Source organism: Bacillus sp. HU-1818 (assembly GCF_022695965.1).
Classification (GTDB): Bacteria; Bacillota; Bacilli; order Bacillales; family Bacillaceae; genus Bacillus; species Bacillus atrophaeus.
This window is the reverse complement of sequence record NZ_JAAPBE010000005.1, coordinates 15,865-42,154: the sequence shown is the minus strand read 5'-3', so window position 1 is coordinate 42,154 and position 26,290 is coordinate 15,865. Positions and strand designations below refer to the sequence as shown.

The 26,290-nt window shown below is 45.5% G+C and carries 29 protein-coding genes and 1 pseudogene; 22 read left to right on the top strand and 8 right to left on the bottom strand.

The window, feature by feature from the left end:
* Positions 1-38 precede the first annotated feature (38 nt).
* The 6 genes and pseudogenes from GXP75_RS17455 to GXP75_RS17430 form a co-directional block, all read left to right on the top strand.
* Positions 39-218, top strand: a pseudogene (locus GXP75_RS17455) (gfo/Idh/MocA family oxidoreductase); the annotation flags it as partial.
* 200 nt (positions 219-418) lie between these two features.
* The gene (locus GXP75_RS17450) at positions 419-1,621 is read left to right on the top strand and encodes a sensor histidine kinase (protein ID WP_242557411.1); all 1,203 of its coding nucleotides are present in this window, start codon (positions 419-421) and stop codon (positions 1,619-1,621) included.
* A complete protein-coding gene (locus GXP75_RS17445; RefSeq protein WP_214917030.1) occupies positions 1,618-2,283 on the top strand; it encodes a response regulator in 666 nt (221 codons plus the stop codon). The genes GXP75_RS17450 and GXP75_RS17445 overlap by 4 nt, the downstream gene beginning before the upstream one ends.
* 145 nt (positions 2,284-2,428) lie before the next feature.
* Positions 2,429-3,364, top strand: a complete 936-nt coding sequence (locus tag GXP75_RS17440; RefSeq protein WP_242557410.1) for an ABC transporter ATP-binding protein — start codon at positions 2,429-2,431, stop codon at positions 3,362-3,364.
* 11 nt (positions 3,365-3,375) lie between these two features.
* Positions 3,376-4,563, top strand: a complete 1,188-nt coding sequence (locus GXP75_RS17435; RefSeq protein ID WP_242557409.1) for an ABC transporter permease — start codon at positions 3,376-3,378, stop codon at positions 4,561-4,563.
* Positions 4,564-4,575: 12 nt separating this feature from the next.
* A complete protein-coding gene (locus GXP75_RS17430) occupies positions 4,576-5,721 on the top strand; it encodes an ABC transporter permease (protein WP_242557408.1) in 1,146 nt (381 codons plus the stop codon).
* 38 nt (positions 5,722-5,759) lie between these two features.
* On the opposite strand, the gene GXP75_RS17425 is transcribed toward GXP75_RS17430, so the two are convergent.
* A complete protein-coding gene (locus tag GXP75_RS17425; protein WP_242557407.1) occupies positions 5,760-6,314 on the bottom strand; it encodes a PadR family transcriptional regulator in 555 nt (184 codons plus the stop codon).
* A 274-nt stretch (positions 6,315-6,588) separates the two neighbouring features.
* Here GXP75_RS17425 and GXP75_RS17420 point away from each other — a divergent pair, with 274 nt between their 5' ends.
* The 4 genes from GXP75_RS17420 to bstA all read left to right on the top strand — a co-directional run bounded on the left by GXP75_RS17420 (position 6,589) and on the right by bstA (position 9,770).
* A complete protein-coding gene (locus tag GXP75_RS17420; RefSeq protein WP_242557406.1) occupies positions 6,589-7,674 on the top strand; it encodes an acyltransferase family protein in 1,086 nt (361 codons plus the stop codon).
* A gap of 167 nt (positions 7,675-7,841) precedes the next feature.
* A complete protein-coding gene (locus GXP75_RS17415) occupies positions 7,842-8,114 on the top strand; it encodes a barstar family protein (protein WP_242557405.1) in 273 nt (90 codons plus the stop codon).
* A gap of 61 nt (positions 8,115-8,175) precedes the next feature.
* On the top strand, positions 8,176-9,183 hold the full coding sequence (locus GXP75_RS17410) for a zinc-binding alcohol dehydrogenase family protein (RefSeq protein ID WP_242557404.1): 1,008 nt from the start codon (positions 8,176-8,178) through the stop codon (positions 9,181-9,183).
* A 50-nt stretch (positions 9,184-9,233) separates the two neighbouring features.
* Positions 9,234-9,770: a bacillithiol transferase BstA gene (gene bstA, locus GXP75_RS17405; protein ID WP_214917058.1), complete on the top strand. Its 537-nt coding sequence runs from the start codon at positions 9,234-9,236 to the stop codon at positions 9,768-9,770.
* Here the strand turns inward: bstA and GXP75_RS17400 are convergent.
* Together GXP75_RS17400 and GXP75_RS17395 are read right to left on the bottom strand one after the other, a co-directional pair.
* A complete protein-coding gene (locus GXP75_RS17400) occupies positions 9,767-11,323 on the bottom strand; it encodes an MFS transporter (protein WP_242557403.1) in 1,557 nt (518 codons plus the stop codon). The genes bstA and GXP75_RS17400 overlap by 4 nt on opposite strands.
* A 112-nt stretch (positions 11,324-11,435) precedes the next feature.
* Positions 11,436-11,918 (bottom strand): MarR family transcriptional regulator, encoded by a 483-nt coding sequence (locus GXP75_RS17395; RefSeq protein ID WP_004430569.1) that lies wholly within the window; start codon positions 11,916-11,918, stop codon positions 11,436-11,438.
* Between the two features lie 168 nt (positions 11,919-12,086).
* Between GXP75_RS17395 and mprF the strand changes: the two genes are divergently transcribed.
* Positions 12,087-14,654, top strand: coding sequence for a bifunctional lysylphosphatidylglycerol flippase/synthetase MprF (mprF, locus tag GXP75_RS17390; RefSeq protein ID WP_214917062.1), 2,568 nt, complete (start codon positions 12,087-12,089; stop codon positions 14,652-14,654).
* Between the two features lie 42 nt (positions 14,655-14,696).
* On the opposite strand, the gene GXP75_RS17385 is transcribed toward mprF, so the two are convergent.
* Positions 14,697-15,674, bottom strand: coding sequence for an ABC transporter substrate-binding protein (locus GXP75_RS17385; RefSeq protein ID WP_242557402.1), 978 nt, complete (start codon positions 15,672-15,674; stop codon positions 14,697-14,699).
* A gap of 153 nt (positions 15,675-15,827) precedes the next feature.
* Here GXP75_RS17385 and GXP75_RS17380 point away from each other — a divergent pair, with 153 nt between their 5' ends.
* The 4 genes from GXP75_RS17380 (at position 15,828) to GXP75_RS17365 (ending at position 19,543) form a co-directional block, all read left to right on the top strand.
* On the top strand, positions 15,828-16,829 hold the full coding sequence (locus GXP75_RS17380) for a FecCD family ABC transporter permease (protein ID WP_061573403.1): 1,002 nt from the start codon (positions 15,828-15,830) through the stop codon (positions 16,827-16,829).
* Complete coding sequence (locus GXP75_RS17375; protein WP_242557401.1) at positions 16,826-17,881, top strand: FecCD family ABC transporter permease; 1,056 nt, start codon at positions 16,826-16,828, stop codon at positions 17,879-17,881. The genes GXP75_RS17380 and GXP75_RS17375 overlap by 4 nt, the downstream gene beginning before the upstream one ends.
* 115 nt (positions 17,882-17,996) lie before the next feature.
* The gene (locus GXP75_RS17370) at positions 17,997-18,878 is read left to right on the top strand and encodes a PhzF family phenazine biosynthesis isomerase (RefSeq protein WP_242557400.1); all 882 of its coding nucleotides are present in this window, start codon (positions 17,997-17,999) and stop codon (positions 18,876-18,878) included.
* An 80-nt stretch (positions 18,879-18,958) separates the two neighbouring features.
* The gene (locus GXP75_RS17365) at positions 18,959-19,543 is read left to right on the top strand and encodes a nitroreductase family protein (RefSeq protein ID WP_061573406.1); all 585 of its coding nucleotides are present in this window, start codon (positions 18,959-18,961) and stop codon (positions 19,541-19,543) included.
* A 38-nt stretch (positions 19,544-19,581) separates the two neighbouring features.
* Here the strand turns inward: GXP75_RS17365 and GXP75_RS17360 are convergent, their stop codons facing one another.
* The 3 genes from GXP75_RS17360 to GXP75_RS17350 form a co-directional block, all read right to left on the bottom strand.
* Positions 19,582-19,773 carry a YfhD family protein gene (locus tag GXP75_RS17360; RefSeq protein WP_004430587.1) on the bottom strand — a complete coding sequence of 64 codons (192 nt, stop codon included), beginning with the start codon at positions 19,771-19,773 and terminating at the stop codon, positions 19,582-19,584.
* A gap of 77 nt (positions 19,774-19,850) precedes the next feature.
* Positions 19,851-19,961: a YfhE family protein gene (locus GXP75_RS17355; RefSeq protein ID WP_003223230.1), complete on the bottom strand. Its 111-nt coding sequence runs from the start codon at positions 19,959-19,961 to the stop codon at positions 19,851-19,853.
* 58 nt (positions 19,962-20,019) lie between these two features.
* Positions 20,020-20,931: a TIGR01777 family oxidoreductase gene (locus GXP75_RS17350; protein WP_242557399.1), complete on the bottom strand. Its 912-nt coding sequence runs from the start codon at positions 20,929-20,931 to the stop codon at positions 20,020-20,022.
* 90 nt (positions 20,932-21,021) lie between these two features.
* On the opposite strand from GXP75_RS17350, the gene recX reads away from it, so the two are divergent.
* From recX to GXP75_RS17335, 3 genes are all read left to right on the top strand, one after another.
* Positions 21,022-21,813: a recombination regulator RecX gene (gene recX / locus GXP75_RS17345; protein WP_061573408.1), complete on the top strand. Its 792-nt coding sequence runs from the start codon at positions 21,022-21,024 to the stop codon at positions 21,811-21,813.
* Positions 21,814-21,820: 7 nt separating this feature from the next.
* Positions 21,821-22,147: a YfhH family protein gene (locus GXP75_RS17340; RefSeq protein WP_061573409.1), complete on the top strand. Its 327-nt coding sequence runs from the start codon at positions 21,821-21,823 to the stop codon at positions 22,145-22,147.
* A 135-nt stretch (positions 22,148-22,282) separates the two neighbouring features.
* Positions 22,283-23,482, top strand: a complete 1,200-nt coding sequence (locus tag GXP75_RS17335; protein WP_061573410.1) for an MFS transporter — start codon at positions 22,283-22,285, stop codon at positions 23,480-23,482.
* Positions 23,483-23,522: 40 nt separating this feature from the next.
* On the opposite strand, the gene GXP75_RS17330 is transcribed toward GXP75_RS17335, so the two are convergent.
* A complete protein-coding gene (locus tag GXP75_RS17330) occupies positions 23,523-23,675 on the bottom strand; it encodes a small, acid-soluble spore protein K (RefSeq protein ID WP_004430596.1) in 153 nt (50 codons plus the stop codon).
* A gap of 116 nt (positions 23,676-23,791) precedes the next feature.
* Between GXP75_RS17330 and GXP75_RS17325 the strand changes: the two genes are divergently transcribed.
* From GXP75_RS17325 to GXP75_RS17310, 4 genes are all read left to right on the top strand, one after another.
* The gene (locus GXP75_RS17325; RefSeq protein WP_004430597.1) at positions 23,792-24,061 is read left to right on the top strand and encodes a YfhJ family protein; all 270 of its coding nucleotides are present in this window, start codon (positions 23,792-23,794) and stop codon (positions 24,059-24,061) included.
* Positions 24,062-24,188: 127 nt separating this feature from the next.
* The gene (locus GXP75_RS17320; protein ID WP_242557398.1) at positions 24,189-24,725 is read left to right on the top strand and encodes an SH3 domain-containing protein; all 537 of its coding nucleotides are present in this window, start codon (positions 24,189-24,191) and stop codon (positions 24,723-24,725) included.
* Between the two features lie 174 nt (positions 24,726-24,899).
* The gene (locus tag GXP75_RS17315; RefSeq protein WP_061573412.1) at positions 24,900-25,247 is read left to right on the top strand and encodes an SdpI family protein; all 348 of its coding nucleotides are present in this window, start codon (positions 24,900-24,902) and stop codon (positions 25,245-25,247) included.
* The gene (locus GXP75_RS17310) at positions 25,234-26,100 is read left to right on the top strand and encodes an alpha/beta fold hydrolase (protein WP_242557397.1); all 867 of its coding nucleotides are present in this window, start codon (positions 25,234-25,236) and stop codon (positions 26,098-26,100) included. The genes GXP75_RS17315 and GXP75_RS17310 overlap by 14 nt, the downstream gene beginning before the upstream one ends.
* Positions 26,101-26,290: the final 190 nt, after the last annotated feature.

Sequence of the window (26,290 nt, the reverse complement as noted above, 5' to 3'; positions counted from 1 at the left end):
GTCCCCTTGCATAGCTCGCAAGGGGGCTTTTTTTATGTGCGTGGGCAAATATTTATCTGAAGTTCGCCATCGCCATTGATGCCAAAAATCGCGGCAATGAAGAAACATTGCAAAATCTCATTTATCCTGACATTGATGCCGGACTGGAAGGCATTCGCTGGATTGAAAATGGTGTGCGTTCAGCAGAAAATGGTTCAGTGTGGGTGGATTTTGTGTAGCCGAAAAGAATAAATTTGAAGTGCACACTCAGCTTGAAGAGAAAACAGTTTCTCTTTAAGCTTTTTTCTTTTTGCCAGACCCCTGTATTACTCCTCCCCTGCAGCCTGAACGAAGACCATTTATTTTTTCGAAACATCTGTCAAAAATTTCAGCAGGAAGGTATGATAGAAAATGGAATTTATTGCGGGAGTGAACCAACATGTCGACTCTTCTATTTACAAGGCTATTTACGTTATTGGTGATTTGTTCAGTTTATTTGTTTGTTGCAGCTGACAATCTGTACCATTACATATTTATATGCGGCGGGGCATGTATATTTTTGTCCAACCATTTCTTACTGATAAAAACAAAGCCCCCACTTATTTTTTGTCTTATTGATATTATTGTGGGTTTTTCATTCGCTTTCGTTTTTCCGGGGACAGGTTTATATATTACGCTGCTCAGCCCTGTCGCGGTTACATTTTTTTTGAAGGGATTTAAACGAAGAACAGTATGGTCTGTCTTGTGTCTTTGTACCATCCTGTGGCTTATTGTGCTGTTCCGTACCTATCAGCTCTTTGGAAATGAACATGTCATGGACCATTGCATCAGTATGACATTTGTTGTGTTCTGCGGAGTGGTCGGCAAATTGATCCGCAAACTAATGGAAGCGCAGGAAACAACAAAACAGCAGTATCAGGAATTGACCGATTCTCATCAAGCCCTCTCTGCGGCCCATCAAGAGCTGCATCTGTACGCGAAACAAGTGGAGGAGCTGACGGCTATTCATGAACGGAACCGAATGGCGAGGGACATCCATGATACTGTCGGCCACAAAATGACAGCCTTGCTCGTTCAGCTTCAGCTCCTGAGAGAATGGCAAAAACGGGACAGCCAAAAAGCGGAGCAAACGGTGGGCGTATGTGAAGCTTTGTCACGTGAAGCATTAGAGGAAATCCGGCTATCCGTCCGGACGCTGCAAGCCGAAAACAGCCAGCCGTCTTTTGTCGAAACGCTTAAACAGCTGACTGAGGATTTTTATCAAAACGCGAGGGTGGCGTCCGAGATCGCGCTAAACGGCGATCCCTCACTGATACCGCTATCACTCCAGCCAGCCATTACAAGAACGGTGCAAGAGGCTTTAACAAATGCCAAACGCCATGGGGGAGCGGCAAGATGCGGCATTCATTTAACATGTGAACCAGATAAGATCAGCGTGATAATCGTGGATGACGGCAAAGGCAATCATGAGGCGGAAGCCGGATTTGGCCTTTTGAATATGAAAAAGCGGGCGGCAGAGCATGGGGGAACAATCCGTTTTGAAAGCGAACGGGGTAAAGGTTTTAAAGTAATAGCGGAATTTTCACTGGCCATAAAGAAATGGAGCTTTGGGCCGGTTCAGCAAAAGGAGAGCTTGTCATGATTAGGATTATGATTACAGATGACCAGGATATTATCAGAGAAGGAATGGCATCCTTGCTTCAGCTTAGGGAGGAGCTGGATGTTGTCGCCACCGCAAGCAGCGGGCAGGAGGCTTTTGAAAAGGCAAAAGAATACCAGCCTGATATCGTGCTAATGGATATCCGCATGCCGATCTCAAGCGGAGTGGAAGGAACGAGACTGATTACAAGCAGCCTCCCAAATGTCAAGGTGCTGATGCTGACTACATTTAAAGATAACGAGTTGATCATTGAGGCGCTGCAAGAGGGCGCAAGCGGGTATCTGTTAAAGGACATGTCGGCAGATACAATCGTAAAAGCCATCATGACTGTGCAATCTGGGGGAATGGTTCTCCCGCCCGAACTGACCGCGCAAATGCTGAACGAATGGAAGAGTGAAAAGAAGCTTAAAGGAATAGAAGAACAAGCGAAGCCGAAAGAGCTGCTCGAATTGACGGAGAGAGAAACGGAAGTACTGGCTGAGCTCGGCCGCGGCCTGAACAATAAAGAGATTGCCGAAAAACTTTTTATTACAGAAGGCACGGTGAAAAATCACGTTTCAAGCATTATTAATAAATTGGCTGTAAGGGACAGAACCCAGGCAGCGATTTATTCTGTCCGTTACGGTGTGACCATTTTTCAATAGATTATATGACTTTTGGCATATAGAACGCTCCGGAAAGGCCTGTCACAGGCTTTTTTTTTATGCCTGATTTTCTATCGCGCGCCACATGTGCAAACCATCTGCATTTTTTAGACTAGGGTAGGTGACAAAAAAGGAGTGAACACAAGTGCTGCAAGTAGAAAATATCGAAAAAGCTTATGAAAAGAAACTGATCGTAAAAGGGATTTCTTTTACATTAGAAAAAGGCGAAGCATTCGGTTTGTTAGGGCCGAACGGAGCTGGTAAGTCAACAACTATCTCAATGATTGCAGGCCTCGTGCCGTCTGACAAAGGTGAAATTACAGTCGGCGGCTGCATTGTCGGAAAAGATACAAATCAAGCCAAACAGAAAATCGGTGTGGTTCCGCAGGATATCGCTCTTTATCCGACGTTAACAGCGAAGGAAAACTTGCTGTTCTGGGGAAAAATGTATGGCTTAACGAGTGCCAAAGCGAAAAAACGGGCCATTGAAGTTCTCGAATATGTCGGATTGACAGAACGGGCAAAGGATAAAATTCAGACGTTTTCCGGAGGAATGAAACGCAGAATCAATATCGGCGCCGCTTTAATGCATCGGCCTGAACTGCTCATTATGGATGAGCCGACAGTCGGCATTGACCCCCAATCAAGAAATCATATTTTGCAAACAGTCAAACAGCTGAATGAAGAGGGGATGACGATCATTTATACAAGTCATTACATGGAAGAGGTAGAGTATTTGTGCGATCGAATTGGAATTATGGATAAAGGCGACATGATTGCCATCGGAACAAAAACGGATTTGTGCACACGCTTGGCAGGGGGAACCATCATTCATCTCGCCGTACAATCTATCAATGATGATTTTATTTCCGCGATCCGCTCTCAGGAAAATGTCAGTGATATAGTGGTCCATTCCGATGAGAACAAAATAGACATTCTCGCCAAGCAGCATGAAAGAGTAATCAGCGGCATCCTTGCCCTGGCGGCCGCTCACCATGTCAGCTTGAAATCCCTGCACGTCCAAGAGCCGAATCTCGAGCGGCTATTCCTACACCTGACCGGACGCGCGCTGCGAGATTAGGAGGGAGAAAAATGAAAAAAAGCCTAGTGATCGCATGGAAGGATTTCACCATTAGAATGAGGGACCGAAGAGGCTTTATGATGATGATTTTGATGCCGGTTTTATTAACCGTAATTTTGGGTGCTGCACTCGGATCAATGTTTGACGGGGGAAATGAGCTTGATCACATCACAATCGGCTATGTGCAATCAGATCAGTCTGATGCAGCGGTCACCTTCAAAAAGCAAGTCCTGAAAAAAATGGATATGGTAAAAGTGAAGAACGCTGACAATCTGCAAGAATTGAAGAAGCTGCTGAAGGATAAAAAAATAGATGTCGGCCTCGTCATTCCTGAAAACTGGGAAGATACAAAGCAGCTCCCATCCATCTATGCAGATGCAGAGCACAATCTGAAAGCATCCGTTGTGGAATCCATAACCGTCTCGTATGCAGACCAATACAGCACGGTACAACATGCAGCGTCATCTTCTATGGCGTATATCGCACAATCTGAAGCGATGAAAGAAGGCAAGATTGATGCTACATCCTTTAGCGCAAGCCTCGCCAATGACCTTCAAAAGGCTGCGGCTGCCAAGCTGAGTGTAACAGAGCAATCCGCCGGAAAACACTCGGCGACATCCTTTCAATATTACGCAGCTGCCATGCTTTGTATGTTTATGCTGTTTAATATCACCATCGGCGCTAAATCGCTGCTTCAGGAAAAGGACACGGAGACGTTTGCCAGATTGCTTGTCACACCAACAGCGAAATATTCGATCCTGTTTGGAAAATTTCTCGGTACATATCTGTTTGCCATTATTCAATTTTTTATTTTCATGGCGGTGACCGCATTGCTGTTTGACATCGATTGGGGAGACAATTATCTTGCAGCTATTCTTGGGCTTTCCTACGGGGCGGCAGTGTCTGGTATTTCTGTGATGCTGGCTTCGTTTATCACTGATATGAAAACGGCTGATATTGCAGGCGGCTTCGGCATTCAATTGCTTGCCGTTTGCGGCGGTTCGATGCTTCCGCTTTATCAATTTCCCGCCTTTGTGCAGACGATTTCAAATGCGGTGCCGAATAAATGGGCGCTGGAAGGCTTTATTTCGATGATGGAAGGCGGAGGATGGGCCGATCTGCGCATGCCCGTCCTTTTGTTTGCTGCTGTCTGCGTGTGCTCCCTCGCCATCGGCCTGAAACGTCTTCATACACGATAAGGAGGAAAACCAGTGAAAAAAATGATAGCAATTTGCAGTATTGAACTCGCTCTGATCTTAAAAAAACCGCAAAGCTACCTCATGATGTTTGCGGCGCCATTGCTGCTGACATTTGTATTCGGAGGAATCATGGGAAGCGGCGAAGAAAAGCTGAAGCTTGCCATTGTGGACCTGGATGATACGCTGCTCTCTCAGCATTACATAAAGCAGCTTAGAACAAACGATGATGTATACTCATTCGAAAATATGCCGGAGAGTGAAGCAAAGAAAAAGCTGAAGCAAAAGAAAATCGCGGGTGTCATCATGTTGCCCGCTTCGTTCCAGACAGCGCTGGAAAAAGGCCAAAATCCGAATATGACGTTTTTGCACGGACCGGAGCTGGCAGAAACGCAAATTGTGCAGCAGTATGCTGAAAGCAGCCTGTCCAAGCTGAACATACAGGTCACCGCGGCAAAAGAAGCGGGGGCCGCTGTAGGGGAAAGCTGGAAAGCGGCATATAAAGATGTCATCGCGAAAAATACAGATGGCACAAAGTCTGAAGTAAGGCGGACGGGTATTGATGATCAAGGAACCGTAAGTAACACAGATGCAAGAGCGGCCGGATTTGCGATTCTCTTTGTTATGCTGACCATGATCAGTTCAGCCGGAACCATTTTAGAAGCGAGAAAAAACGGCATATGGACACGGCTGTTCACAACGCCGGCCAGCCGCGCCCAAATTTCTGCCGGGTATTTGCTTTCATTTTTTATCATCGGCTGGCTCCAATTTGGCATACTGCTCCTGGCCACGCATTGGATATTCGGGGTCAGCTGGCGTGATCCTTTCGCTGTCATCATACTAGTCTCGCTGTTCCTCTTAGCCATTGTCGGCATCGGACTGATGATCGCAGCCCTCGTCAAAACACCTGAACAGCAAATGGCTTTAGGAAACCTGTTTGTAATTGCGACATGTATGGTAAGCGGAATGTACTGGCCGATCGAAATCGAGCCGAAGCTGATGCAGTCTGTTGCCGAGTTTCTCCCTCAGAAATGGGCGATGAACGGCTTTACCGACATTATCGCAAATGGCGCGCATATCTCGGATGTACTTGGAATATACGGTATTTTGCTGGCATTTGCCGCCGTGTTTTTTGCAGCGGGAGTGAAAGCCTTGCGATAAAAATAAGAAAAAGGCGAAGCAGCCCGCTTCGCCTTTTGTTACTGTTCATTCTTCATCACAGCGAGTATGTCCTTCAGCCAAGATACGTAATTCTTTTCTCGCTCCAGCGCTTTCGTCAGAACAAGGTAATGGCCGAAATCCGGTGAAGAAAACGACATGGGCTGTTCCGATGATTCGATCAGCTCATTGTAGCTATGTTGTAAATCAGACAGCTTCAACTGTCGTTTCAAAAGCTGATCTGTAAACAAATCAACAGCTTCCTCTTGAGTTAAAGAAGAAATGAAATACGCCTTCAGCATAAATTCATCCTTTACCGTTTCCGGAATCGGGTCCTTTTTTGTCAGCCAAGCGTGCAGTTCCTGTTCGCCGCTTTCTGTCAGCGTGTACATTTTTTTCTCAAGCTTCGTGCCTTGAATCGCTGTTCGAAATTCGATAAAGCCTTCATCCGTCAGCTTTTTCAGCTCGGGATAAATCTGGCTGTGTTTTGCGCTCCAAAACTGCCCGAGCTCCTCTTTAAAATAATTTGTAATATCGTATCCGCTCAATTCGCCTTTACGCAATAGCCCTAAAATGGCGTATTTTAAAATTCTCATGATGTCCTCCATGCAAGCACATTTTGACAGTTAGTATACCATACGCATGCGTGAATCGCAGTTTGCTCATCTTTTTTTACGTTCATACTACGAGACAATAGAATATAAATATTGGAAAATGTCTTCAAAAGGTGTATAACCAAGTTCGCTGCCACCTCGGATAACATGACATTCAGACCGCCGCGGATAGGAACTAATGCTCTTTTTTGAATTGGCTGATTAAGGTAATGTACAAACATCCAATTGTTTTAAATTTGAAAAAAGGAGCGCGAGTATGCAAATTAAAGAAATCTTTGTCATCCGCTGCATTTCCTGTCTGAGTGTCGTTCTTCTTCATATTATCTCAATGGTTCTCATTCTTCAGGCTGAAGCTCTGGCTGACATCTCTCACACCGTAGATTCTTATCGCACCCTGCTGATGTTCAGTACTCCGGCATTCATCTTTATCTCGGAATTTTTGCTGGCCCGCTCTTATCCCAGAGGGGTGCCGAAAGGTTTTCTGAAGAAAAGAGGAAAAGTGATTTTTGTGCCTTTTTTATTTATCGCTGCCGTTGATGCGGTACTGATGGGGAGTATGATGATGCAGGGGATCGACTTTCTCGCAATCGTGAAAAACTTCCTGGCAAATGTATTTTTAGGCCATTTCATCGGCTACTTTATATTGGTGATTTTTCAATTTTATTTACTCCATATGTGCTTTCACACATTTTTGGAAAAGGCGCAGCCAAAGTGGGTGCTTACCAGTTCATTTGTCATCACTGCTGCTTATTTAAGCTATTTTTCATTTGGGAGTTCTTCTTCCTCCGCCCCGGATTCTGCTTTTCCTTTCTTCTGGGTTCCTTTTCCGGGCTGGCTGTTCTACTTCTGTCTCGCTTATTATTGCGGAAAACAGTACAAGAGTTTTTTAGCGTTACTGAATAAGTACCGTTATGCGGTATATGGCGCTGCCGCGGTGTCAGCTGTTTTTATTGTTGCCGTTTCCTATTTCGGCGAATTCGGCATGATCAGCTCCAAACGGCCGGACATCATGCTGTATTCAACAAGTATGATTTTCCTGTTCTTTCAGCTGTTTTCAAAACTTCAGTCCGTCCCGAAAATCATTATGTTTATCAGCAACTATTCTTTTTCTATCTATCTGCTGCACGCTTATTTTATGATCATCGGTTACGTGCTTGTAGCGAATATCAATGACATTCCTGCCGTGTGTGCTGTTGTGCTGCTGTTTGTCATTTGTGTAGGCGGCCCGATCCTCACATCTTGGGTGATGAATAAGTTTAAATACGGTTATCTGTTTGTCGGCAAAATCTATCAGCCGAAGCGGGATAAATCGAAATTGGAAGTCCGCGATCATGCGGGCTGAAATAAAGGACGGCAGGGCATCGGCCCGCCGTTCTTTGCATTATACCATCCGGTTTTTTTCTAAATCGCCTCGTGAAGCGGTAGATGGGTTTTTTAGTTGACAGAATGTAAAATAATAGAGAAAGTAGAGTTAGAAAAGAAGTGAACAAACAGCAAAGGAGATGAGCCATGAACAAAATCATCATTAATGGAGAGCAAATCCGGGATGTGAAAAACCTTCACAGGCAGCTGAAACAAGATTTGGAATTGCCCGAGTATTACGGTGAAAATCTTGATGCGCTCTGGGATTGTTTGACTGGATGGGTTGAGTTTCCGATCGTCATAGAATGGAAGCAGTTTGATCAAAGCAAAAAGCTGCTTGGCAGCTCAGCCGAAGCCTTTTGGGAGGTATTTCAAAGCGCCATAGCAGATGGCTATGATATTACCATAGTGAAATCATAAGCACATGGTTTCATAACTGTTTTTTCAGTGAAACACAAAAAGAACAAAAGGAGTGAATCACATGAAAGCAGTAGGATTACATCGTTATTTGCCCATTGACGAGCCTGATAGTCTGATAGAAGAAGAGATTGAAAAGCCTGTACCGAAAGGCCGGGACCTGCTAGTCAAAATCGCCGCAGTCTCAGTCAATCCCGTCGATACGAAAATCAGATCGCCGAAAGCAGAGAAGGAAGATGAGCTGAAAATTCTTGGCTGGGATGCCTGCGGAACCGTTGTACAAACAGGTGAGAATTGCAAATGGTTTCAAGAAGGCGACGAGGTATATTATGCGGGGGATGTAAACCGCCAAGGGTCAAACAGCGAGTATCAGCTTGTCGATGAGCGTATTGCCGCCAAAAAGCCGGAGTCGCTGTCCCGCGCAGAAGCCGCCGCCATGCCTTTGACGACTTTAACAGCGTGGGAGGCGCTTTTCGACCGTCTCCGCATAACAAAAGAGGATGAAGGGAAAACGATTCTGATCATCGGAGGAGCCGGGGGTGTCGGTTCGATTGCAACCCAGCTTGCGAAGCAGGCCGGATTAACTGTTGCAGCTACCGCATCCAGAGAGGAAACGAAGGACTGGTGCTTTAAAATGGGCGCTGATCATGTCATCAACCATCACCAAGAGCTCCTGCCCCAACTGAAAGCTGCGGGGATAAAAGGGACAGAATACATCCTTTGCTTAAACGATACAGACGGGCACTGGAAAGGAATGGCTGACATCATCCTGCCACAGGGAACCATCTGCTCCATCGTCGAAAATCAGCACCCTCTCGATCTTAATCTGCTGAAAAGCAAAAGCGCCGGCTTTGTCTGGGAGTTCATGTTTACAAGAGCGATGTTTCAGACGGATGACATGATCAAACAGCGAGAGATATTAACAAAAGCCGCAAAAAAATTCGATCAAGGAAAGCTTCGCCATACACTGACGACAGTGTTAAAGCCGTTCAGCGCAGAACAGCTGAAAAAAGCCCATGCTAAACTGGAGTCAGGCAAAATGATCGGCAAACTCGTCGTAGAATATTCATAAAACAAAAGGCAGCGGTGCGGCTGCCTTTTTAGAAGGAGACATGGAACAACATGAAAAAAGACAATCTAAGTTATCCGATAGGCGAGTATCAGCCGAAGGAATACATATCAGACCAGCAGAAAACAGAATGGATCAAAGCGCTGGAAGAAGCGCCCGCGTTATTGCAAAATGCCATTGGCGGTTTGACGGACAATCAGCTGGACACGCCGTACCGACCGGGCGGATGGACCGTCCGCCAAGTGGTGCATCATCTGGCGGACAGCCATATGAACAGTTATATCCGTTTTAAGTTAAGCCTTACAGAAGAAACGCCTGCGATTCGTCCATATGATGAAAAAGGGTGGGCCGCCCTAGAGGATTCCAAAACAGCCGATCCAAGCGGTTCGCTGTCTCTGCTTAAGGCTCTTCACGGAAGGTGGACGGCGCTTCTGCGTTCTATGACAGACGAACAATTTAAACGCAGCTTTTATCACCCTGATACAAAGCAAAGCGTCACGCTTGAAAATGCTCTCGGCCTGTATGTCTGGCATTCTCATCATCATATCGCGCACATTACGGGGCTTGCGGGCCGAATGGGCTGGAATTAGCAGGATTTTCGGCGATAGAAAGCCAGCAGACTGATAGAGACAATAACCAAAAAAGAAATGACGGCGGCTGAGGCATATAAATGGCTAAAGCCGCTGCCGACACTTACATGAATGGCTTCGGTGATCGCATGTCTGACCTCAGGCGCGGGAATGTGCTGAAGCTGTTCTTGAAATGAAGCCGATTGCCCGCTGCTGATGTCGGGAATAGGTATATCTTTTGATGAAAAGCCGCTGTCTGATAAACGGCTGCTCACTTCATCTCCGACACGGTCAAATCCGGCCGTGATAAACCCGGCATAAAAAGCCGGCGCCAATGTCAACCCGACCTGCCTTACCAGTGACAGCGTGCCGAGCGCCGTACCTTTATTCACGTCCGCCGCTTCTGATACTAAGACATTCAGCGGCGCGCCGAGAAGAAAACCAAAACCGGCCCCAGCGATCATACTCGCAATGACAAATTCCCATTTCTCCGTTACCCACAGCGGAAATAAACCAAATCCAATCATTGAAATGATTCCCGACAGCAAAGTTGTTTTGACAGGGCCTTTTTTGTCGGTAAACGCTCCGCCCAGCCAAGCACCGACTCCGGATGCCAGAGCGAGCGGCGTCATCCAATACCCCGCTTTCGCAGCAGATACCCCTAAATATTGCTCCACATAAGACGGTATAAAAATAACAGCCGCCAATAAACCCCCTGACAAAAAACCGATGACAAGGGTCCATTGAAAGACTTTATTTTGCAGCAGCGAATAAGCGAGAATCGGATCTCCGCCTCTTAACTCGACTCGTTTTTCGTACCATAAAAGAAGCGCAAAAAGCCCGAGTCCCAGAACCATAAATCCATAGACATTAAGCTCCGTTATACTGCTCAGCAGCTTTGCCCCGTCAAGATTTGTAATCCCGTACATTACAGACAAGATCGACAGCGACAAGATGAGTGAGCCGAGAAAATCCAGCCGTTTGGCTTCCGAAGCTTTTGTTTCTATAATAAACAGGCCTCCGAAGATAACCAAAAGAACGGCAATCGGCAAATTAATCAAAAACAGCCAATGCCAAGACCCGCTCCAATCAAGCAAAAAACTGCCGATATTAGGACCGAGCACAGCCGCCATCCCGTTCATAGCGCCAAGCAGTCCAAGCGCCTTCCCTTGCCTTTCCTTCGGGAGCGTGGCAAGGATGTGAGAACTGCCGATAATAAAAATGCCGCCGCCTCCCAGTGCTTGAATGAGACGCGAAATCAGAAACATCGGAAAGCTTTGGCTTAACGCAACAAGCAATGAACCGAGACCAAAAAGGCCGACTTCAATCATAAAAAGCTTTTTCCTTCCGTAGCGGTCAGAGAGTTTCCCGACGATCGGAACGCTGACGCTAAGCCCCAATGTATAAAGCGTGATTCCCCATGATCCCCAGGAAGGAGAGACGCCGAATGAACTGTTAATTGTGGTGAGCGCCGCTGAGATAATCCCGTTATCAAGAGCCGCCATAAAAACCCCGATCGTAAATAAACTGATCGCCCATTTCTGTCCGCCTTCCAGGGATTTTGGATTTTCCATATTATCAACTCCTTTTTTAATTCACTTTAAATATATTATTCATTCGAAGTGAACTAAATGTCAAATAAAAAAAGCCTGTGACCGGAATTCCAAGTCAGACAGACTTTGATTTTTATTCTGCGTTATCAGGTGCAAGTGCTTTAGCGAGAATGGAAAGGCCTTGAGTAACAGCTGCTTTTTCATCAGCGGTCAGCTTTTCCAAAGACCGTTTCAATTTGGTGTGGCCTTTCTCATAGAGCCCCCGAAAAATACTCTTCGCATCCTCTGTTAATTGAATCACGACCGAGCGGCGGTCCGTCTCAGAGTGTGAACGTTTAATAAAACCTGATTTCTCAAGGCGGTCTAGAAGGCCGGTTGTGTTGGACAGGGAAGCGCCCATTTTCTCAGCAATGTCACTGACCTTTAGTGTCCCGTGATTATTCAAAAGCATCAGCACTTTCATTTGCGGCATGCTCATATCAAGCTTCATCCATTCGGATACATCTCCAAGCCCCGCGGCAGTCAGCACCTTCATATAAAGCACCCATATTTCCCGTTCCTCAGATGATAGGATGTTTTCGTTTAATACGGTCGTGTCATGTAAGTTGTAATCCATCTTCTCACTTCCTCATCATTTGCTCCTGCTTCCATATTACTGATTTTTACGGAAGAAAGAAAGTTGCATTGACTGGGTTTTGTCCGCAAATGATGTGGTAGTGTATAATATGTTGAAGATTATTGGGGGAAACATAACAAAATAGCTGTAAGACGATTGGAGAGATCATTGCTGATTAAAAAAAATGCCTTATCGATATTAAAAATTGTATTTCCTATTGCTGTTTTGCTCTTTGTGATCTATGCGTTAAAAAATGAACTGACGAACCTGTCTTTCAAAAGAACTCTTATGGTCATCAACGGCTTGCAGCGGACGGACTTATTTATTCTTGTATTAATCGGACTGCTCGCGGTTGCGGCGATGTCTTTATACGATTTTGTGCTTAAACGCTCACTGCGCCTTTCCATCTCGAATGCGAAGGTTTTCAGAGTATCATGGATTGCCAATTCATTTAATAATGTGCTGGGCTTCGGCGGATTGGCAGGCGTCGGCTTAAGAACGATGTTTTACAAGGAGCATACGAAGGATGTAAAAGGCCTGGTCAAGGGAATCGCGTGGCTTACATCTTCTATGGTATTAGGCCTGTCTGTCTTCAGCATTCTCGTGGCTGTGAGAGTGCTGCCTGTAGAAGAAGTCATGAATGAAAAACCGTGGCTCTGGATTGTAGTAATCGGCTTTGCCCTTGTCGTTCCCGTATCCCTCATCGCGGCAAAGGTGAAAAATGCAAAAACGGAGAACACCGAAGAAACGGCTCAGGTTAAAAATCCGATAGTTTCCTATATCGGAGCTTCATTTGCAGAATGGCTCGCTGCGGGCATGGTCATGTATTTGTCCTTGTTCGCCATGGGGATTCATGCTGATGTGAGGCATGTATTTGGCGTATTTGTGATCGCTGCCCTCGGCGGATTGATCAGCCTTGTGCCCGGAGGCTTCGGTTCATTTGACCTGCTGTTTTTACTCGGTATGGAGCATTTAGGCTTTCATCAAGAAGCCATAGTCACATCGCTCGTGCTTTATCGCATTGTGTATTCCTTTATTCCATTTGTGATTGGCCTTTTCTTCGCGGCTGGCGATTTAACTGAGAATACGATGAAGCGGTTTGAAACGAACCCGCGTATTGCCCCGGCGATTGAAACGACCAATGTGCTGCTGATTCTGCAAAGGGCGATTTTAATCCGGCTGCTGTATGGCTCACTCTCGCTCATTGTGTTTGTTGCGGGGGTTATTGTCCTCGTCTCGGTATCTCTGCCGATAGATAAGCTGACCGTCATCCCGCACATTCCGCGTCCAGCCTTGCTGCTGTTTAACGGACTGAGTTTAAGCTCTGCTTTAATTTTGCTCATTTTGCCGATTGAGCTGTATAAACGGACAAAACGCTCTTATATGATGGCGGTCACAGCGCTTGTCGGCGGATTTGTATTCAGCTTTTTGAAAGGGCTGAATATCAGCGCTATATTTATTCTGCCGATCGTAATTGTGCTGTTCGTGCTTCTGAAAAAACAATTTGTCAGAGAACAGGCATCTTATACCCTCGGACAAATGATTTTTGCCGTTGCACTTTTCGTTGTGGCCTTGTTCAACTATAACATCATCGCGGGATTTATTTGGGACCGGATGAACCGGCTCCTTCGCCATGATTACTTTGTGCACGATACTTCACATATCACGCATGCAACCATCATGGCCGTCATTATCGTTCCGCTGTTTTTCTTATTATTCACGGCGTTCTATCATAAAAAAACAAAAACAATCGGTGAACAGGCCGACCCAGAGCGCCTTCAGGAATTTTTGCAGGAAGAGGGGGGCAATGCGCTCAGCCATCTCGGATTTTTAGGAGATAAGCGGTTTTATTTTTCGAGCGACGGCAAAGCGCTTCTGCTGTTTGGAAAAATATCCAGACGATTGGTGGTGCTGGGCGATCCGTCCGGTCAGAAGGAGTCATTCCCGCTTGTCCTTGAAGAATTTTTAAACGAAGCGCACCAGCATGGTTTCAGTGTGATGTTCTACCAGATTGAGCGGGAGGATATGGCGTTATACCATGACTTCGGCTACAACTTTTTTAAACTCGGAGAAGAAGCCATCGTGGATATGACCGCCTTTACCCTGTCAGGCAAGAAGAAGGCGGGACTCAGGGCGATTAACAACAGGTTTGAAAGAGAAGAATATACTTTTCATGTCGATGAGCCGCCTTTTTCTGAAGCATTTATAGAGGAATTGAAACAGATCTCTGATGAATGGCTCGGCCCGAAAAAAGAGAAAGGCTTCTCACTTGGATATTTTGATGTTTCTTATTTGCAAAAAGCACCTGTCGCTTATATGAAAGACCCGGAAGGAAAAATCATTGCGTTCGCCAGTGTGATGCCGATGTACCAAGAAGGAGAAATCTCGGTGGATCTCATGAGGTATAAGAAAGAAGCGCCAAACGGCATCATGGACGCCCTGTTTATCCGGATGTTTCTGTGGGCGAAGGAACAAGGCTACACGGCCTTTAACATGGGGATGGCGCCCTTGGCGAATGTCGGCACGTCCTTTACGTCCTTTGGGTCAGAACGGATTGCCGCCGTCATTTTCAATAATGTGCGCTATATGTACAGCTTCAGCGGCCTCAGGGCATTTAAAGAGAAATATAAACCGGTGTGGCGCGGAAAATATCTCGCGTACCGCAAAAACAGATCGCTGCCTGTCACGATGTTTCTCGTGTCACGGCTGATCGGGAAAAGCAAGCGTAATAGGTAATATGAAAAAGCTCCGTCTGGCGCAGACGGAGCTTTTTTCTGTTTAATTTGTTTTTAAAAAGGTTGTTTCAATATCATCCAGAAGCAGGTTCGCCGCTTTGATTCCGCCGGCTGTCGTCCAGACGATATCATCCACCTCATGAGAGTTTCCGGATTTTACCGCCTTCAGGTTTTTCCAAAGAGGGTCGCTCGTCCACTGATTCTGCCATTTTACATTATCTTTGGCGTTATCAGCTGTATACGTAAAGTAGAACAGGACATCACCGTCCATGTCAGGGATGGATTCTTTACTGTCGGTTGAAAAAATAAATTGATCCTTCTGTTTTTTGAACAATTCCTTCTGTTTTTCCGGACGCTTGAAGCCAAGTTCGTCTAAAATGATGCCTGAAAAAGAGTCTTTATAATAGATTCTGGACTCGCCGGACATAAAACGGACGACTGAAACCGTTTTGTTTTTCTGGTCGCCAAGTTTTCCGCTGATGTAGGACACACGTTTATTAAATGTTTGAATGACTTCTTTTCCTTTATCCGCTTTGTTGACTGCATTTGCATAAAGAGTCAGATTATCTTTCCAATTGCCCGCCAAAGACTCGGCAAAGACAGTCGGCGCTATCTTATTCAGCTGGTCATAAATCTTTTCTTGGCGCACTTTATTTCCGATAATTAAATCAGGCTCTAATTCCGCAATCGTTTCCACATTCGGCTCGGTTTCAAGCCCCACGTCTTTTACATTTTTCATATCGTTTTTAATATAGTCATACCACGGGTCGCCTTTCCACGATCTGACTGCCCCAACGGGAGTAATTCCGAGAGCTAAAAGCGCTTCCGTTCCTTCATTCGTCAGCACCACGATTCGCTTTGGATTCGCGGGAATGTTAGTTGACGTCCCCATCGCATGCTTAATCGTTCTTGTTTCACTGCTGTTTCCCTTGCTGTCATTTGAACTCCCGCTGCTGTTACAGGCAGAAAGTACCATGATTGCCATAACGAATACGAATAGCATGGTGATTTGCTTTTTCATTTTTTTCCTCCCACATTGAAATCTGTTCTCAATTAGATCATAATTATCAACAATCTGACTGTCAATCATTAATTGAGGTTGATTTTCAAAATCACTAGAGTCTGATAAAATTAATAAGGATGTATACATAGTGAAAAATAGGAGAATTGGACGATGCTCTTTCGTAAGACGTATTTTAAAGTTCTGGTTTTGATTAGTCTTCTTATTTTGTTATTGGCAGTAAACTGTGCGAGTGTCGTGTATGGATATACAGATACCTCATGGCGATTGGTCTATCAAGCGTTTACATCTTTTGACGGATCAAACGAACACTTAATCGTGCAAAATGTAAGGCTGCCGCGCGCCCTCGTAGCCACAGCGGTCGGGGCCTCGCTGGCTGTCGCCGGAGCTTTAATGCAGGCGCTGACAAAAAATCCGCTCGCTTCTCCGGGGATTTTCGGAATAAACGCGGGGGCCGGATTTTTCGTGGTCGCCGGTTCATTCTTTCTCCATATCCAATCGCCCCATGCGCTGGGGTGGAGTTCTTTTATCGGCGCAGCCTTTACCGCGGCGATTGTGTATGGAGCTGGCTCATTGGGGAGGGAAGGGTTAACTCCGGTTAAGCTGACGCTGGCCGGAGCTGCTATGGCGGCGATGTTTTCCTCTCTGACTCAAGGGTTGCTCGCTGTGAATGAGCTTGAGCTTGAACAAGTGCTTTTCTGGCTCACAGGCTCTGTACAGGGACGCAGTCTCCATTTGCTTTTGTTAATGCTGCCTTATGCCGCTGTTGCGCTGATCATCAGTTTTTTCCTCGGACAAAAAATAAATTTGCTGTCAATGGGAGAAGACGTAGCCAAGGGCCTTGGGCAAAAAACGGGTCTGTTAAAATTAGTTATGGCGATATGTATCGTTCTGCTTGCCGGTTCGGCAGTTGCGATCGCCGGGCCGATTTCATTCATCGGGATTATCATTCCTCACTTTGCCCGGTTTGTCATCGGAAATGACTACCGCTGGATTTTGCCTTTTAGCGCTGTGCTGGGCGCGATCCTGCTTGTGACCGCAGATATTGGCGCGCGCTATATTATTATGCCGCAGGAAGTTCCGGTCGGTGTAATGACGGCGATTATCGGAATGCCGATCTTTGTTTATATTGCAAGAAGGGGGAAGACTATATGAAACAGATTCGGACGCTTCGTTTCGGCAGCGGAAAAGTCATGACGGCAGCCGAAAAAAAAGCCTTGTCCGTCTTCTTGATTTTACTCATCTTGACGGCGGCAACACTGTTGATAAGCGCGGGTCTCGGCCAGCGGTTCATTTCCCCGTGGCAAGTGGCAAAGACGTTGTTTGGGGCAGGCACAACACTCGATGAAATGATTGTGCAGTCATTCCGTATGCCGAGGATTTTGGTCGCTTTAGTAGCGGGGATTTGTTTGGCCGTTTCCGGCGCGATTTTGCAAGGGCTGGTCCGCAATCCATTGGCTTCTCCTGATATTATCGGAATAACAGGCGGCGCCGCTGTGGCGGTTATGCTTTTTCTCTTGCTCTTTTCAGACAGCAATGATTCGCTGACCGTCAGTCTGTCCTGGCTTCCCGTCGCCGCCTTTATCGGCGCCGCGCTCGTAGGGCTCATCATTTACGTATTAGCGTACAAAAACGGCGCCTCGACCTTCCGTCTCGTGTTGATCGGCATAGGATTTTCCATGTGCGCGCAGGCGATGACGACACTGCTGATGATTAAAGGCCCTATCTACAGGGCGTCTCAAGCCAATGTTTACATTACAGGCTCTGTTTACGGGTCAAACTGGCAGCATGTGAAAGTGGCTGCGGTATTTTCAATTGTACTCTTAGTGATTTGTTTTCTTTCGCTTAAAAATATGAATATACAAGGGCTTGGTGAGGATGTGGCGGCTGGTGCGGGAAGCTCTGTTCAGCGAAACCGTTTTTTTCTGCTGCTGTTAAGTACCGCCTTAACCGGCTGTGCGGTTTCTGTTGCGGGCACCCTCGGTTTCGTAGGATTAATGGCGCCCCACATTGCAAGGCGGCTTGTCGGTTCGTCGTTTGGCGCGCTCTTGCCTGTATCTGCACTGATCGGCGGTTTGCTTGTCTTATTGGCCGACATTGTCGGGAGAACGTTCTTTTCCCCGGTGGAAGTCCCGGCTGGCGTCTTCACAGCTGCGATCGGCGCACCTTACTTCATTTATCTGTTATATAAAACAAGAAATAACTGATTTAGAAAACTCATTTTCAGAAGAAAATGAGTTTTTTGTTTTAAAATACTAAATATTCTCATTTCTTGTTTGTTATACTAAACGTGACAATGAAAGCAGAAAGGGATGGCTTGACATGAGAGAGGCAAAGGTATTGAAATATGAAGCATTTGCGAGCGAACCTAACCAAGGAAATCCGGCGGGAATTGTGTTTGACGGAGACAGCTATTCAGAAGATGATATGCAAAAAATCGCTGAAATGACAGGTTATTCGGAAACCTCCTTTCTATTGAAAAGCGATTCGGCCGATTTAGAAATCCGCTATTTTACACCTGGACACGAAATGAACTTATGCGGACATGCAACCGTCGCCTCATTATTTGCATTGTGTGAAAAAGGCGGTCTTGAAAAGGGGAAGACATATAACATACAAACGAAAGCCGGCATTTTGCCTGTGGAGATTTCAGAAAGGGAGGGGCGTATACATATTACCCTTGAACAGGCTTCTCCCCAATTTAAAGCTTTTACAGGAGATAAAGAAAAGCTGGCGGCCTCTCTTGGCTTAACAATCAGCGACTTTCATGACGAACTGCCGATTGTTTATGGCAATACGGGGATCTGGACGACAATTGTTCCGTTAAAAACCTTAGATGCTTCAAAAAGAATGAGGCCGAATAACAATCAATTCCCAGACGTTTTAATTGATCTTCCCAAAGCTTCCGTCCATCCGTTTACGTTTGAAACGATTCATCCCGATTGCGATCTGCACGGCCGCCATTTCTCCTCGCCTTATTCGGGAACAACGGAAGACCCCGTAACCGGCACAGCTTCCGGCGTGATGGCTGCCTATATGAAAACTTACGGCCATTCGGATCAGCAGGTTTTCACAATTGAACAAGGACAAGAGAGGGGAAAAGACGGAAAAGTTGAAATTGCTGTCCTTGAAGAAAACCAAGAAATGAAAATAAAAATGACAGGAACCGCCGTATATGCGGAAACCCTGATACTTAACATCTGATTTTAGTTTACAAAAGGCATTCCTTTCCGTTATCATTACTAATGATAATCATTTTCAATTGTATAGGAAGGTGAATCGGCATGCCTCACACCGAACAAATAAATCAACATTCATCCATTCGAGATATTATCCGAAATAGAAGATCAATCAGAAAATTCAAAGCTGAACCAGTTGCTTCAGATATCATGCTGGAGATGCTTGATTCCGCTGTATATGCGCCAAACCACAGACTGACGGAGCCGTGGAGATTTATTTACGTCTCAAGCGAAACAGGTAAAAAAAATCTTGCAAATCAGTATATATCTTTTTTCAAACGAACAAAACCCGACCTGACAGAAGAAAAGGTGCAAAATGTGAAAAACACGCTGAGTGGTGTGCCCGGTTTTCTTCTTGTTGTATGTAAAGTGGATGAAAATGAAAGAGCAAAAGATGACGACTTTGCAGCTGTCAGCTGCCTCATCCAAAATCTTCAGCTCCTTGCCTGGGAAAAAGGAATCGGCATGGTGTGGAAAAGCGGCCCAATCCTTTACGATAAAGAGATGCACAAGGCATTCGGATTGAAGGACGACGAACGCTTTGCCGCTATCATCCAAACCGGCTATCCTGATGAAATGCCGAAAGTCAAAGACCGCACACCTGTGCGCGAGCGGTTTACCGAACTGTAAAAAAACCCCGTCTCAAGAAGAGACGGGGTTTTTGCCGGTTAACGGTTTTTATTTTTCGCCCGATTGTCAGCGGCTTTCATACGCGCTTGTGCTTCACGGTCTGCTGAATCAGCAAGCTCGCTTGAGTATTCCTCATAGACGCCGTCAGCTTCACGTTTATATGCATCAGGAACTTGAGGAAGTTTTTGTTTGTTTTTATCACGGTTTTTGTGGATATGATTTCTGCCCATTGCACATTCCCCCTGAAAAAAGTGATATCAAACAAACATAGTATCTGCCGCTGACGCGTTTCTATTCAAAGCAAAGTTTATTTGCGTTTGGCAGCTTTTTCTGCTTTTTTAAATTCGCCGGAATAAAGTACTTCCTGCATTTTTTTCAGATTCGCTCCCTGCTGATGCTTCTCCCGCTTCTTTTCCATAAAAGACCCTCCTTTATGATAAACAGTGTATGCTTAGGGTGATGCATTCCTGCTAATTTTATACAGCGTTCTGGTTCTTTAATAGATGGGAGAGTGCAAAGCCGAGATCCGAATAGGTGTAACGGAACCCCTCTACAATGGCTTTTTTAGGCAGAGCGCGCTGTCCTTTCACAATAAGCAGGCTCATTTCGCCCAGTGCTTTTGTTAAAAAGAATTCCGGCACGGGAAGCCAGTGTGGACGGTGTTTGATGTGTGCGATCGTTTTGCCAAACTGTTTCATTTCGACAGGATTTGGTGATGTTACATTAACGGGGCCGGATACGCTGTCATGTTCGATCGCGAAAGAAATCAAGTCGGCCGCATCGCCTACATGGACCCATGACAGCCATTGATCCCCTGAACCGATCGTCCCCCCGGCGAACAGCTTGTATGGCAGCACCATCAGGGGCAGGGCGCCTTTTTCTCCAAGCATGACGCCGAATCTTGCATAAACGGTGCGAATGCCGAGCGCTTCGATCCTCTGTCCTTCGCGCTCCCATACATGCGCCGTATGGCTGAGAAAGTCTTCATTTGATGTGGGGGAATCCTCCGTAAAGGACTCGCTGCCGCTCGTACCGTAAATGCCGACAGCGCTCGCCTGAATGAGGACGTCCGGTTTTTCCGTTTGTTTATGAATAAGCCTTCTCACTTCTCTCGTTGAATCAACGCGGCTGGAGAGAATCTTCTGTTTTGTATCTTCCGTCCAGCGGTCAAAAATGGATTGTCCCGCGAGATTCACCCACGCGTCAATATGGGGAAGCTCATGTTCAGGCGCAGCATCCTCAGTCAGCCATTGAACATACGTGATATTTTTTTGTTCAGTTTCTTTCGGTTTTCTTGATAGAATATAGACATGGTGTCCTTGCCGGGTGAAAACACCTGTCAGATGCTGACCGAGAAATCCGGTGCCGCCCGTCATCGCAATATTCATAAACATCTCTCCTCAAGATTCTGATAGTTATACTTTACCTCATTTTAATAAAAGAAAACGCCTGACATGGGCGCAAGAAGGGAGATCGGCATGCCGTTTATCACGAAAATCACAACGCAGAAAAAAACGACCGAGCGCTTTAACATTTTTCTCGATAATAAATATGCTTTCAGTGTGGATGCAGACGTACTCGTCAAATTCGACCTGAAAAAAGGAAAAGAACTCGACGACCTTGATATCGTTGAGATTCAATACGGGGATGAAGTAAAGAAAGGCTTTAACCGGGCGCTTGAATTTTTATCATACCGGATGCGCTCAACAAAAGAGGTAACGGACTATTTAAAGAAAAAAGAAATATCAGATCCGGCCATTACAGAAATCATCCATAAGCTGAATGATTATCGCTATCTGAATGATAAAGAGTTCGCAGAAGCTTATGCGAGCACACATAAGAAAACAAATGGAAAGGGACCGGACGTTCTTTATAAAGAGTTAAGGTCAAAGGGGATCGACGATGATACGATCAAAGAGACATTGAGCACATTTTCTTTTGAGGAACAGACAGAAGAGGCGCTGAAGCATATCGGAAAAATCTTGAAAAAAGAAAAAAAGCTCTCTACAAAAGAAATCAAGCAGCGAGCGCAAATGTTTCTGCAGCGAAAGGGCTTCTCCTTCGACGTCATCACAGCGGCGCTTGAGCAGACCGAGTATGCAAACGATGAAGATACAGAAAGGGAAGCGTTACGGCAGCACGCTGAAAAGGCGCTAAGAAAATACCGATATGACGGCTCCTACGAGAGCAAGATGAAGGTAAAACAATATTTATTCAGAAAAGGATTCTCACTGGATATGATTGACCAATTTCTGCAGGAAGAGGAGTAATTACAGAATGGATAAACGATACAGCCAAATGACTGAGCACGAATTGCATACAGAAATTGCCGGACTTTCTGAAAAAGCGAGAAAAGCGGAACAGCTTGGAATCGTAAATGAACTGGCGGTGCTGGAACGGAAAATCACGATGGCAAAAGCATATTTGCTGAAACCGGAAGACTTTTCACCGGGCGAAAGCTACCAGATAGAAGGTGCAGAGGACGAGTTTCATATCAGCTATTTAAACGGAGTGTTTGCATGGGGGTTCCGGAAATCTTCTCCCGAACAGGAAGAGGCCCTGCCGATATCTGTCTTAAAAGAAAAAGGTGAAAGAAGAGGCTGAAAACAGGCCTCTTCTTTTTTTTGAAAAAAAGGCACCGGCACATTAGCTATAATATTTTAGTGAAAAATGATTGAATTCGCCTCTGATATCTTTTAAGATGAAATCTGTTGTTTTTTAAAAAGGAGGCGATTTGCGTTGAGTATCAAAAATAAGCAGGCATCAGTTAAACTGATCATTTTCGTATTAATGATCTGCACCTTTTCGATCGGGTATACCGAATATGCTGTGATGGGTATTTTGACGTCGATTGCCGATGACTTTAACATACATGTATCCTCTGCGGGGCTTCTTGTCACCGCGTATGCGGCAAGCGTCTGTCTGACAGGCCCGCTCGTAACGATTATTTCAGTCAAACTGCCGAGAAAACCTGTGCTTCTCGGATTAATGGGAATCTTTGTCCTGTCTAACCTGATCAGCGTGTTAGCGCCTAATTTTGCTGTATTGGCTATTTCGAGAATCTTATCAGCGTCGATACACGGTGCCTTCTTTGCTATCGCAATGGTATTTGCAAGTGAAATGGTGCCGCCTGAAAAACGTTCAGCCGCCGCCGCATCCATGAACGGCGGTTTAACAGTAGCCTTAATGCTCGGCGTTCCGTTCGGCTCCTATTTAGGAGATATCATGAATTGGCGATTTGTCTTTGGAATTATTACCATCCTTGGCGCAGTCGGTTTTATCGGCCTTATGCTGACTGTTCCGAACCGGAAACCAAAAGTCATTCCGATGCTTATGAATGAATGGGGCGTGTTCAAACAAAAGCAAGTGCTGTATTCGTTTGCGATTACCATTCTGGGTTATTCAGGCGTATTTATCGCTTATACGTTCATTGAACCGATGCTCAGACATTCAGCAGGATTTGGCACCGTGGGCATCACGGGCGCTTTATTTGCCTACGGGTTGGGCGGAGTCGCAGGAAACTTTTTCGCAGGAAAAGTGCCGCTTCATCTGCTGACACGTACGATGATTGGCGTCATGATCGGCTTAATCGGTGTGCTGTCTGTTTTTCCATACATGGCGGTATATCCGGCAGCGGCCATTTTAGCCACGTTCTTATTCGGGGCTTGCGCGTTCGGCACCCCTCCGCTCTTGCAAACAAAGGTGATATCATCTTCTAATAGCGGAACAACCATTGCCGCAGCTGTCAGTGTATCTGCGTTTAACCTCGCCAATGCGCTCGGAGCGTGGATCGGCGGAATCATCTTAAGCGGAACCGGGTCTTATCACTGGCTGTTTGCCGGCGGAGCGCTGGTGACCGCTCTGGGCCTAGTTCTCTCCACATTCGCGCATTTTTCTGAAAAGAAAAGCATGTATCAATATGAAATCAATAAAAGCTAGACACACAAAAACAGCTGCAGACACCCGCAGCTGTTTTTCCTTATTGTTTACCGGATGCTCTCATTCTTTCTTGAGGATGCGTATTCGTTGATCCGTCGGGGCGCTTTGAAGCAAAGTCATCCTTCGCTTTCGGTTCGCCTTCAAATTTATTGTTGTTTAAGTTAGGAAAGCCTTTTGCTTTGTTCCGTACCATATCATTACCCCCAGTCAAGATCAAAAAGTTGCGTCTCATCATCTGAAGACGTAAGGTTAGTATACGGAGAACAAGCCGTTTTAAAGCGTAATTTTTTTCTTGGAAGGAGTTTAACGATGAATACATATATTGAGAAGCTGACAAATTTGCTGCTTGAGAAAAATGAGATGCTCAGCTATATACAGGCGAAAACTTGGGTTGAGCTGTTATGGGGAGATTTTGAAGCGACCTATGCCAAAGCAGGACACACTTATAAAGGCGAAGAAATGACGGAGCGGATCGTAAAAGAATGGATTGACCACTACGGCAGCCAGCTCCACATGTTTCAAAGCGCGCGTGAAGATGTGAATGATTATCTGAATCAAAGCAGAGGACTGCTGCATTAAACGAAAACAAAGACCTGCCGGATGGTTTCCGGCAGGTCTTTTCTTATTCATAAGAAAAAAGGTTTAAAACTGAATCAATGGTGGAAATACCTACTATATCTTGTCAATATGCGAGGAGGAACTACATATGAAAATGAAAAAAGCACTGATCGCTTTTACCGCGGCCGCTGGACTGGGATTCACAGCAGCAGGCAATGTTCCTTTTGATTCCATTCCGACAGCACAAGCAGCATCATCTCACCAAACGAATGTCACAATGCCAACAGATTCATATATGATTAAAGCAGGCGAACTGAACGTCCGAACACAACCCAATCATAAAGGGAAAATTCTCGGCACCTTGAAATCAGAAGACAAAGTGAATGTGAAAGGTTTTGCAGGCGCCGACTGGGCCGAGATTCAATTCAAAGGCCAAAAAGCGTATATATCCACTCATTTCTTAATGAAACAGACAAGTCTCGCAAAAACAGCAAATAAAACAACTTTTTATTCACCGACACCAGAAGTCGGCAAAAAACAAAGCATTTCTTCAGGCACCCAAGTTTCTTTCTTAGGATGGGGATTCGGTGAGAATGGCGGATTTGATTTCAAGTGGGCATATGTTGATTATGATGGAGTAAGAGGTTATATCCATACTGACGATTTACAGTTGAATATTAAGTAAAGGCAGACTCAGCGTGTGCACAAACCGAATCAATCGCTAAAACGCGGGCGTCCTCCGATGGCCCGCTATCATCGGCTGCAAGCAAAAAAGTCAGATCATTTACCATGACCTGGCTTTTTTAAAGGAAACATTTTCCCGACTTCTTTCGTAATACTAAGAAAGGAGAGTGGTCACATGATTGGTTTAATCGGCGGCGGATTAATGGTAATTGCGGGTTTCTTGGTTAAATGCTTCCCGCCTCGGCATATCAACAGCTTGTACGGTTACAGAACGAGGCTTTCAATGTCAGAGGATACGTTATGGAAAGAAGGCAATCGGTACAGCGCAAATGTCATGCTAATCAGCGGATTGTTCGTCATGGGGGCTGGTTTTGTGAGCGACACAATTTTAGGACCGGAGACCGTCATTAATATCATCCTCCAGTTCATTTATCTGCTCACGGCATGTAGTCTGACGTTTTTCACAACGCAAACCAGGCTGAAAAAGCTGAAATATGGAGGGGAAACAGATGGCAGACATTGAATTTCAATATGTGAAAACAAACGGAGTCACGCTGCATGTAGCTTCAGCAGGACCTAAGGACGGCCCTTTAGTTGTGCTTCTGCACGGGTTCCCGGAATTCTGGTACGGGTGGAAGAACCAAATCAAACCGCTGGCAGAAGCGGGCTACCGAGTGATCGTGCCTGATCAGCGAGGATACAATTTGAGTGAAAAACCGGAAGGCATCAGGAATTATATGCTCGACACATTAAGAAATGACATCATCGGCCTCATTACCCAGTTCACGCATGACAAAGCGGTTGTGATCGGACATGATTGGGGAGGAGCTGTAGCTTGGCATTTGGCAGCCACCCGGCCTGAATATGCAGACAGACTGATTGCTGTCAATATGCCTAACCCGACAGTGATGAGAAAGGTAACGCCTGTTTATCCGCCACAGTGGAAAAAAAGCTCCTATATCGCCTTTTTTCAGCTTCCAGATATACCGGAGGCGTCTTTAGAACGGAACGATTATCAAGTATTGGATCAGGCTATCGGCTTAACAAACCGCCCTGAACTTTTTTCAAGCCGGGATGTAAGCAAGTATAAAGAAGCTTGGAGCCAACCAGGAGCGCTCACATCCATGCTGAACTGGTACAGAGCAATAGGAAAGGGCGGATTAAGGGCACTTCAACCGAAACACACGGTACCTTACAGGCTGATATGGGGGATGGAAGACCGTTTCTTAAGCAGGAAGCTTGCGAAAGAAACCGTCAGACGCTGTCCGAACGGCCATCTCATTTTTGTGGATGAGGCAACACATTGGATCAACCATGAAAAACCTGACATTGTGAATAGGCTGATCCTAGAATTTATAAATAACAACACATTGTAAAGTCTGTCTCTTTCGCAGACTTTTTTCTTTTTTTCTCATAGATGGTTGAAAACATGACAAAATAACAATAAAAACATACGCAAATTGAAATTTTTTAAACAAAATGTAACAAATAATAGGTTTAAACGACTTTTAAAAAAGGAAAAGCCTTACTGAAGAATTTGCGTACACCTCCCATAAGGCAATACTT